The 8,967-nt window shown below is 43.8% G+C and carries 6 protein-coding genes and 1 pseudogene; 2 read left to right on the top strand and 5 right to left on the bottom strand.

Annotated elements, in window-relative coordinates; all coding sequences use genetic code 11:
• Nucleotides 1-174: 174 nt before the first annotated feature.
• Nucleotides 175-1,971 carry an arginine--tRNA ligase gene (argS, locus tag A5295_RS00920; protein ID WP_064621469.1) on the bottom strand — a complete coding sequence of 599 codons (1,797 nt, stop codon included), beginning with the start codon at nucleotides 1,969-1,971 and terminating at the stop codon, nucleotides 175-177.
• A 112-nt stretch (nucleotides 1,972-2,083) separates the two neighbouring features.
• Here argS and A5295_RS00915 point away from each other — a divergent pair, with 112 nt between their 5' ends.
• Nucleotides 2,084-2,323 carry a ribbon-helix-helix domain-containing protein gene (locus A5295_RS00915; protein ID WP_064621468.1) on the top strand — a complete coding sequence of 80 codons (240 nt, stop codon included), beginning with the start codon at nucleotides 2,084-2,086 and terminating at the stop codon, nucleotides 2,321-2,323.
• A 99-nt stretch (nucleotides 2,324-2,422) separates the two neighbouring features.
• Here the strand turns inward: A5295_RS00915 and valS are convergent, their stop codons facing one another.
• The 4 genes from valS to A5295_RS00895 form a co-directional block, all read right to left on the bottom strand.
• Nucleotides 2,423-5,200, bottom strand: coding sequence for a valine--tRNA ligase (valS, locus tag A5295_RS00910; RefSeq protein ID WP_064621467.1), 2,778 nt, complete (start codon nucleotides 5,198-5,200; stop codon nucleotides 2,423-2,425).
• A 48-nt stretch (nucleotides 5,201-5,248) separates the two neighbouring features.
• Nucleotides 5,249-6,736: an ABC transporter substrate-binding protein gene (locus tag A5295_RS00905; RefSeq protein ID WP_082915436.1), complete on the bottom strand. Its 1,488-nt coding sequence runs from the start codon at nucleotides 6,734-6,736 to the stop codon at nucleotides 5,249-5,251.
• Nucleotides 6,737-6,866: 130 nt separating this feature from the next.
• Entirely contained in the window at nucleotides 6,867-7,520 is a 654-nt protein-coding gene (gene nth / locus A5295_RS00900; RefSeq protein WP_033888628.1) for an endonuclease III, read from the bottom strand.
• 20 nt (nucleotides 7,521-7,540) lie between these two features.
• On the bottom strand, nucleotides 7,541-8,332 hold the full coding sequence (locus A5295_RS00895; RefSeq protein ID WP_064621471.1) for a response regulator transcription factor: 792 nt from the start codon (nucleotides 8,330-8,332) through the stop codon (nucleotides 7,541-7,543).
• Between the two features lie 240 nt (nucleotides 8,333-8,572).
• On the opposite strand from A5295_RS00895, the pseudogene A5295_RS06295 reads away from it, so the two are divergent.
• A pseudogene (locus A5295_RS06295) lies at nucleotides 8,573-8,967 on the top strand (beta-carotene 15,15'-monooxygenase); the annotation flags it as partial.

The following is an 8,967-nucleotide window of genomic DNA, read 5'->3' as shown; positions in this document are numbered from 1 at the left end:
AGATGTGTATAAGAGACAGATATTAATAAATTGCATGTACTTAATCGATAGAAACTTATAATTCGTGCGTGTCTCTAATAAAAAATAAAAAAGGACGCTGGCAAGCTACCAACGTCCTATGTAATCAAAAATGCTCTATAGCTTTGCTCTAAATCTTATATAAAATAAGCAAAATCACATCTTTTCTGGAGCAGAAACTCCAAGCAAATCAAGACCAGTTGCAATAACTGTGCGCACAGCAGCGTTAAGCTTTAAGCGAGCTGCAGCACGAGCTGGCTCTGGGCACTTTGCAATGCGCTGAGCTTCACGCTCGGCTTCTGGCAAACGATTTTCAGGGTCAGTTAACTCCATTGGTACAACACGCTCAAGGTTGTACCACTTGTGGTAACTTGCTGCCAAATCCTCAAGGTAATGCGCAACTCTGTGAGGAGCGCGCAAATCGCCAGCTTGAGCCAAAGCAGCAGGCCATTGAGCCAAAGCAGCCAACACTTCGCCGTCAGCCTCGGTATTAAGCAAGCTTAAATCAGCGCCATCTTGCGTAATTCCAGCGTCAGCCGCATTGCGAGCCACATTGCAGCTGCGTGCGTGAGCGTATTGCACGTAGTACACAGGATTATCGTTGCTGTGAGAAGCAAGCAAATCCAAATCAATATCAACGCTTGTGTTGTAGTCGGTGCGAGCAAGCGAGTAGCGCGAAGCGTCAACGCCAATTGCATCAACTAAATCGTCAATCGTAATAACGTTTCCAGCACGCTTGCTCATGCGCACAGGTTTTCCGTCCTTCATAACGTTTACAAGCTGACCAATAAGAATCTGCATGTTTTCGCCCGGCTTGTCGCCAAAAGCCGCGCACATTGCCATCATTCGGCCAATATATCCGTGATGATCCGCGCCGAGCATGTAGATTGCTACGTCTGCAGGATTCTGCTCGCGGTGACGCTTGTTGCGATAGTACGCAATATCAGCAGCAAAGTAAGCGTAGTTTCCGTCGGACTTAATAATTACGCGATCCTTGTCGTCGCCATGCTTAGTGGATTCAAACCAAGTTGCGCCGTCTTTTTCGAAAATATCTCCACGCTCACGCAAGTCTGCAATAGCGCGCTCAACTTCGCCATCCTCGTACAGGCTGTTTTCGTGGAACCACACGTCGAAACTAACACGAAAATCGCGCATAGACTTACGAATTTCCGCAAACATCATTGGAACTGCGCGCTTGCGGAACTCTTCGCGCTGCTCGGAATCGCCTTCGCCAAGAGGCAATCCTTCCTCGTCTTTTCCAAGATCAATTCGCGGCAATGAAAGAACATCAACGCCGTCCGCATTTGCTTCTTTTATAACAGCGTCCGCAATTTCGTTAATATACGCACCTTTGTAACCATCTGCAGGCGTTTCTTCGCCGTGAGCTGCAGCAACTAAAGACTTTGCAAAACGGTTGATTTGCTCGCCATGATCGTTGAAGTAGTATTCACGCACAACTTTTGCGCCGTTCGCTTCCAAAACTCGAGCCATGGAATCACCAACTGCAGCCCAGCGAGTTCCACCAATGTGGATTGGACCAGTTGGGTTTGCGGATACAAACTCAAGATTCAAAGTTTTGCCGCTCAAATGCGTATTCTTGCCAAAAGCCGCACCCTGCTTTAAGACTTCGTCTACGACCGCCGCCGCAGAAGCAGAATCAAGCGTTATGTTAATAAAGCCAGGACCTGCAACTTCTACAGACGCAATACCTTCTGCTTCTTGCAAACGCTCGGCAAAAAGTTCAGCTAAATCGCGAGGCTTCATACCAGCTTTTTTAGCGAGTTGCATAGCAACATTCGTAGCCCAATCGCCGTGTGCGCGATCTTTTGGTCGCATAACTGCAAGTTTTTCGGCAGCAGGAATCAAATCTTCTGTTAGATTGCCAGCTTTACCGCTTGCTACTAAATCTTTAGCAATTTTTTCAATTAATTCACTTAAGCTTTCTGGATTCATGGTTTACAGTCTAGCGTTACCGCGCGATGCTTCGCGATTACAACTCATTGGATTGCATTATTCTGAGTGTAAGGTAATATATGTTTTACATGTTTTACATTGGAGATTGAAAATGGTCGCAACAATTACAGGATTAAGAGTACCCTCTAACGTTTTAGATCGTTATGATCGGCTCGCTAAAACCACTCACCGCACCCGTTCATTTTACATGAATCAAGCACTAGAAGCTCAAATTGATGAACTTGAACATGAATATGGTCTAATGGCAGATATTGAAGCATACAAACGTGGAGAATTAGAAACATTTCCACTCGACGATGTGGTGAAGCGCCTTGACTTGGAAAAGAAATAAGTGACGATGCTTAGTTATTAAATACACAAAAAGCGCTGGAGTCGAAGATTGACTTCCAGCGCTTTTGTTTTGCGATTAATTATTTTCGGTTACTTGCAACTACTTCTTTTTTGCAGGAGCTTCGCCGAGTTCGCTTTGAGCAACTGAAACGTTTACGTTAGCTGCATCAGATTCTGCAGAATCAGAAGCAGATTCAGATTCAGAAGCAGAAGAATCTCCAGCAACTGCAGCCTTAACAGCGTTAAGCTTTACTTCTCCAGTAACGCGACCAGCTTCAGCAACGTCATCCAAAGTCTCCTCAACAGCCTTGTAAGCGTTTTCTGCAACGTTCAAAGTTACTTGCAAAATAGGAGTCTTCATAGAAACTTTTGCTTCAGACTTAATCTTGCGCAAAGCAGCCAAAGCTTCACCCGCGTAAGCCAAAGTGTCTGCAGAAACTCCGTTTGCAGCAGCCTCATACGCCTTAGCGCATGGCCAGCTAGCACGATGCACGGATCCTTCGCCGTCATGCATCCAGCTCCACACTTCTTCAGTAGCGTAAGGCAAGTAAGGAGCAAGCAAGCGAGCCAAAGCATCGAGTGCAAGACCAAGAGTTGTGCGAGCAGACTTCACAGCAGCTTCACTTGGAGTGCGTCCAGTGGATTCTGCAGTACCGTAAGCACGATTCTTTGCAAGCTCAATGTAATCGTCACAGAACTCCCAGAAGAATGTTTCGATTGCTTCCAAAGCCTTAGAATGCTCGTAAGATTCAAGCGCATCAGTCGCAGTACGAATAACGGATGCAAGCTTTGCCATAACAGAGCGATCCAAAACTTCCGTAACATCTGCAAAATCCCAATCCGCGCTGGCAGACTCAAGAACCTGATGCTCATCATCTTCGCGACCAATTGCGAGCGCAAACTTCGTAGCATTCAAAAGCTTAATCGCTAAACGTCGACCAATCTTCATTTGACCTTCGTCGTAAGTTGCATCCAAGCCAAGTTTTGCAGAAGTTGCCCAGTAGCGCACAGCATCCGCACCAAACTCTTCGATTGGCTTATTTGGCACAACAACGTTGCCCTTAGATTTAGACATCTTCTTGTGGTCTGGGTCTAGAATCCAGCCAGAAAGCGCAGCATGCTTCCAAGGCAAGCAGCCGTTTTCAAGATGCGCGCGATCAACCGTACTAAACAGCCAAGTACGAATAATATCCTGGCCTTGTGGACGCAAATCCATTGGGAAAGTAGCCTTAAACAAAGCTTGATTTTCCTCACCTGGCTCTTCCCAACGAGTCACAATTTGTGGAGTTAAGGAAGATGTGGCCCAAGTGTCCATAATATCCTGCTCAGCAGTAAAGCCATTTGGCTGGTCTCGCTGAGACTCGTCGAAGCCTTCTGGAACGTCAATAGTTGGGTCGATTGGCAAACGATCTTCGCTAGGCGTCAAAGGATGCTCGTAGTCAACTTCCCCATTTTCATTTACTGGATACCATAATGGGAATGGCACGCCGAAGAAGCGCTGGCGAGAAATAAGCCAGTCACCGTTCAAGCCGTGAACCCAATTCTCATAGCGCACGCGCATAAAGTCTGGATGGAAGTTAAGTTCCTTACCGCGCTCAATAAGCTCAGCGTTCAACTTTTCGTCCGTACCGCCGTTCTTTAAATACCACTGGCGAGAAGTGACGATTTCCAAAGGCTTATCGCCCTTTTCGTAGAAGTTCGTCATACGCTTTGTTGGCTTTGGATCACCTTCCATATCTCCAGCTGCTTGCAAAGCTTCAACAACTTCCTTGCGAGCGGAGAACGTGGTTTTACCGGCAATTTTCTCGAACATTTCGCGGCCAGACTCATCCGTAATCCAATCAGGAGTGGTCATCACAATGCGGCCGTTTCGCTGAATGATTGGTCGAGTTGGGAGATTCAAGTCACGCCACCACTCAACGTCGGTTACATCACCGAAAGTGCAGCACATTGCAATGCCTGCACCCTTGTCCATTTGGGCAGCAGAATGCGCCAAAATTGGAACTTTCACCTTAAACAGTGGCGAATAAACTTCCTGACCAAAGTACTTCTTGTAACGCTCATCTTCTGGATTTGCAATCAAAGAAGTGCATGCAGCAAGCAATTCTGGGCGCGTAGTTTCAATATAAATTGGCGTGCCATCTTCAAAACGGAACGCGATCTTATGGTAGAAACCAGGATATTCGCGCGATTCAAGCTCTGCTTGTGCAACTGCAGTCTGGAAAGTCACATCCCACAAGCCAGGAGCATCCTTCTGATAAGCCTCTCCGCGAGCAAGATTGCGCAAGAACGCTTTTTGTGCAACTCGGCGAGGCTGCTCACCAATAGTGTGGTAAGTTTGCGACCAGTCCACAGAAAGACCAAGCCTACGCCACAAAGCTTCAAAAAGCTTCTCATCCTGAGAAGTTAAGCGTTCGCAAAGCTCAATAAAGTTCTGTCGGCTTACAGGAACCTGATCTTTTGCCTCAATCTTCTTACCTTCAGTACCTTCAAAAGGAGGCTTAAAATCAGGATCATATTTAAGCGAAGTGTCTACGCGCACGCCGTAATAGTTTTGCACTCGACGCTCTGTTGGCAAGCCGTTATCGTCCCAACCCATTGGGTAGAACACGTCAAAGCCTTGCATGCGCTTATATCGCGCAATGACATCCGTATGCGTGTAAGAGAATACGTGACCTACGTGCAAGTGACCACTAACGGTTGGAGGTGGAGTATCGATAGAATATACGGCCTTACGGTCGCGAGAATTATGGAATGCGTAAGTCTTAGCTTCGTCCCAATTGCTACGCCACTTGTCTTCAAGACCATCAACACCAACCTTGTTAGGCAATGGTGTTAAATGTGCGTGTTTTACTGCGTTATTATCCTGTTCACTCATGAACTGAATATTAGAAACTCAGCGCGACAACGCAAATCTTACGCTTTTCTATTTCACCACTATGCTCTGCAATGGCAGAAGCTGATCCGTCATATTTTTCGTATAGCCGCTTACATTAGACTTTACAGTCATAATGCTCTTTCGAGCATATAACCAGTGAGCTGCAGCATTATTGCTTACTTCGCGCGCATATGCACGAGCATTTGCCTCATATTCGTTTGCATTCTTAGAATGAACCGCATCGGTCCAAGCTTGTTGAGCACGCGCGTCTTGCAAAACGAACGGAGAACCGCTTTCTGCAAACATGCCTTCATCTAAAGTACGATTGCTCGTAGTAAGCGCAAGATCATACTTACCTTCACTAATACGTTTACGCATAGTTTGTTGATCAACTTCTTCAAGATTGACCTTAAAACCGCTCACGGAACTAATTTGTTTTGAAAGCTCGTGCCCAACTCCACCTTCGCCCTGTGGAACAAGAAAATTAATAGTTCCTAAATAGCTTGCACTAAAGTAATGGAACAAGGGAGCAGCTTTGCTTGGATTATAAGGGTACAATCCATTTAAATCTTCATAACCAGTTGAAAGAGGATCAATAGGTCCTCCTACTGGAACACCACCATTGCCATCAGCTGCAAGTACAGTTTGCGCATTCAAAGCATATCTCGCAGCTTTACGAGCCTGCTCATCGCAGAAAATCGACGAAACTGTTGTATTTATTGCAATAAATCGCACTCTTGTGCTCTGACCCTCTACCATTTGCGTATTAGCAACAGCAGCAAGACGCTTATTTTCGTTACCTTCAAGCGGAACTGCCATTTGAATATTGCCCTTTTCCATTGCCTCAGCTAGAGCAGTATCGCTATTGAAATATTGCAAAGTAATACTTGCACAAGAAGCAGGGGTTCCCCAATATTTATCGTTGCGAAGTAATACTAAAGAATTGCCTTTATTGTAGTCACTTACAGTGAAAGGACCTGTGCCAAGAGCAGCACTTGCATAGTCGATCATCGATTTTGTGTCATAGACAATGCCAACACGTCCAGCAAGACGACGTAGAAGTAAAGCATCTGGATTATTAAGTGTAATTACTAAAGTGTAATCATCCGGATTATTAACAGTTTTAATATTTGTAAGTGCGCTATAACCAGGATAATTATTTGTGATGCCTTGTTTCAAAGATTGCAATACGGAATTTGAAGTCATCTCACTACCGTTAGAGAAATGCACACCTTGACGCAAATTAAAACGATATGTTAAGCCGTCTTTCGAAATATCCCATGACTTCGCGAGACCTGGTTGCAAACTATTATCATCGCCACGTTTAACAAGAGTTTCGTAAACATTACCAATTAAAGCTTGCTGTAAAGCGTCACTGTCGTCGTTTCTAATATCAAGAGATTCAGGAGCAGTACGTAGACCAACTTTTAGCACTGAGTTACTAGCTGGATGCATTATTGCAGCAAAAGGCGAATGACCCTGGTACATTTGCCATCCACACCACAAAATGCCGCTCATTATTGCAGACACAACCACAAACACAACCCATGGTATCCAGTCTGCACTAGTACGAGTATGATATGACCTGGAAGCGTGACACGCATATTTGCCTGTTCTTGACATAACCTACAGTCTATATCAATATCTGAATTGTGAACAACACGCTTTAAATAATTGCCGACGGACATGTTGTATTTAAAGGGCATGAAACACATTTTGGATTCCGAGCAGTGCAAATTTTTCTGCCATGCAAAATAAGTCTATGAGAGAGATTAGTCCACTCTTTAGGAGCAAAATAAGCAGTTATTTCGCGCTCAATAGCAACAGGATTTGGACGATTCTGAACCTTACGCCAACCAAGACGACCTGTAACACGTATTACGTGAGTATCTACAGGAAACCCCGGTAATCCAAATGCGTTGCCAAGAACGACATTGGCAGTTTTACGACCAACACCTGGCAACGATATTAAAGCTTCCATATTTGATGGCACTATACCAGAAAAATTATTAAGCAAACATGCAGATAATGAAATAATGTTCTGTGCTTTTACTCTATAAAATCCGAGAGGGTAAATAATTGACTCAACTTGAGATACAGGAGCAGCAGCTAAAGAACTCGCGTTGGGAAAAATAGAAAAGAGTTCAGGCGTCACGATATTCACACGCTTATCTGTAGTTTGCGCGCTTAATACAGTAGCAATTAGTAGCTCAAATGGATTTTTGAAATTTAATGCACACTTAGGTTCCGGTATTTCTTTGCACAATAAATCGTACTCTGCATAAATACGAGCTAATTTCGCTTGTTTTGATTCTCGCATATTAGAACTTTGATAAATCATTATTGCGCAGACTGCTTATCTGCATCATTTTCAGAATCATCTTCAATGTTGCTTTCGGAAATCTCGCTATTCTCATCTGATTCCGAAGGATCGAAGCGATAGCCAACATTACGCACTGTGCCAATCAAATGTTCATATTCAACACCAAGTTTTGCGCGAAGCCTACGAATATGGACATCTACAGTACGAGTGCCACCGTAGTAGTCGTAGCCCCATACTTCTTGCAACAAATGAGTGCGAGTAAACACCCTGCGCGGATGCTGCACAAAGTATTTCAGCAATTCAAACTCTTTATAAGCTAAATCAACAGGATGACCATGCAAACTCACTGTGTAGCTACGCATATCTACAACGAGATCTCCAGAACGCATAGTTCCATTGTCTGAATTGAAAGAATCATCAATTTCAGAGCCTTGCGAATGCACAAATAAATCATCAGAAGATCCGTGTTGCAAAGAAGCCAAACGCAAACGACCCTCTACTTCTGCCGGAGAAGCATCAGTAAGCACAACATCAGAAATGTTCCACGAAGGATTTACTACAGTAAAACCACCCTCAGTTATAACTAATATGACAGGAACCGTGATATTTGCAACACGCAGAGAAGAACACATTGATTTAGCGAGAACTAAATCCTCACGCGCATCAAGCAAAAGAATGGTTTGTGCAGGTAGTTTTGCCAAACTTGACGTATCCAAAGAAAGTAAACGCACTTTATGAGATAACAAAGTAAGTGAAGGTAAAACTGAAGAGGGAGAAGCACACGAAGTCATCAATGTGATATCAGTCATATGATGCCTCCAACAAACAATTGATGTAGTAGCAAATTCAGCCTTTACAGGAATTGTAAACCATACTGCGAAAAATAGCGATAAGCGCAACACTTGCATTTTCCAAAGATAAAAAATATCAACACAATAAAGCGCAGTGCAGGTTATAGGCTACATTAGTAAATAAACAAAGTAATTTGTTAATGTTTTACGGACATATTACGCTTTATAAATATGAAATTACGGCACTAGGGAGTGTGTATGAGCAATGAAACACGTATCTGCAATGACAAGATGCAGAAAAATGATAATTCTTGCGTAAATGTTCAAAAACATACCCGTATACCTAGCATGAACGCATTAGCGATGTTTGTAAGCCAAATTTTTGTTGTAGTACTTCTCGCAATTGCAGCAATATTGCCAATCGCAACAGCAAAAATAACACTTATATTATGCCTTATCATAATGCTTACATTTATAGCGTTGTGGCCACTGCACGGAAATGTAATTGACCGAGCTATTGCATTATGCGCAGGAATTGCTTCTACATGGTTTGCAACCGGAGTATTAAAGGGATGGCTACCAAAAAGCGTCATTATCGATAACGAAACTGTGTCAATGAGTAAGTTCATTGCTGCAATTCACCCTTACGAACG

It is taken from the genome of Gardnerella sp. 26-12, from assembly GCF_001660745.1.
Lineage (GTDB): Bacteria > Actinomycetota > Actinomycetes > Actinomycetales > Bifidobacteriaceae > Bifidobacterium > Bifidobacterium swidsinskii.
The sequence above is the reverse complement of the archived record's forward strand: the minus strand, read 5'-3'. Positions and strand labels throughout refer to the sequence as shown.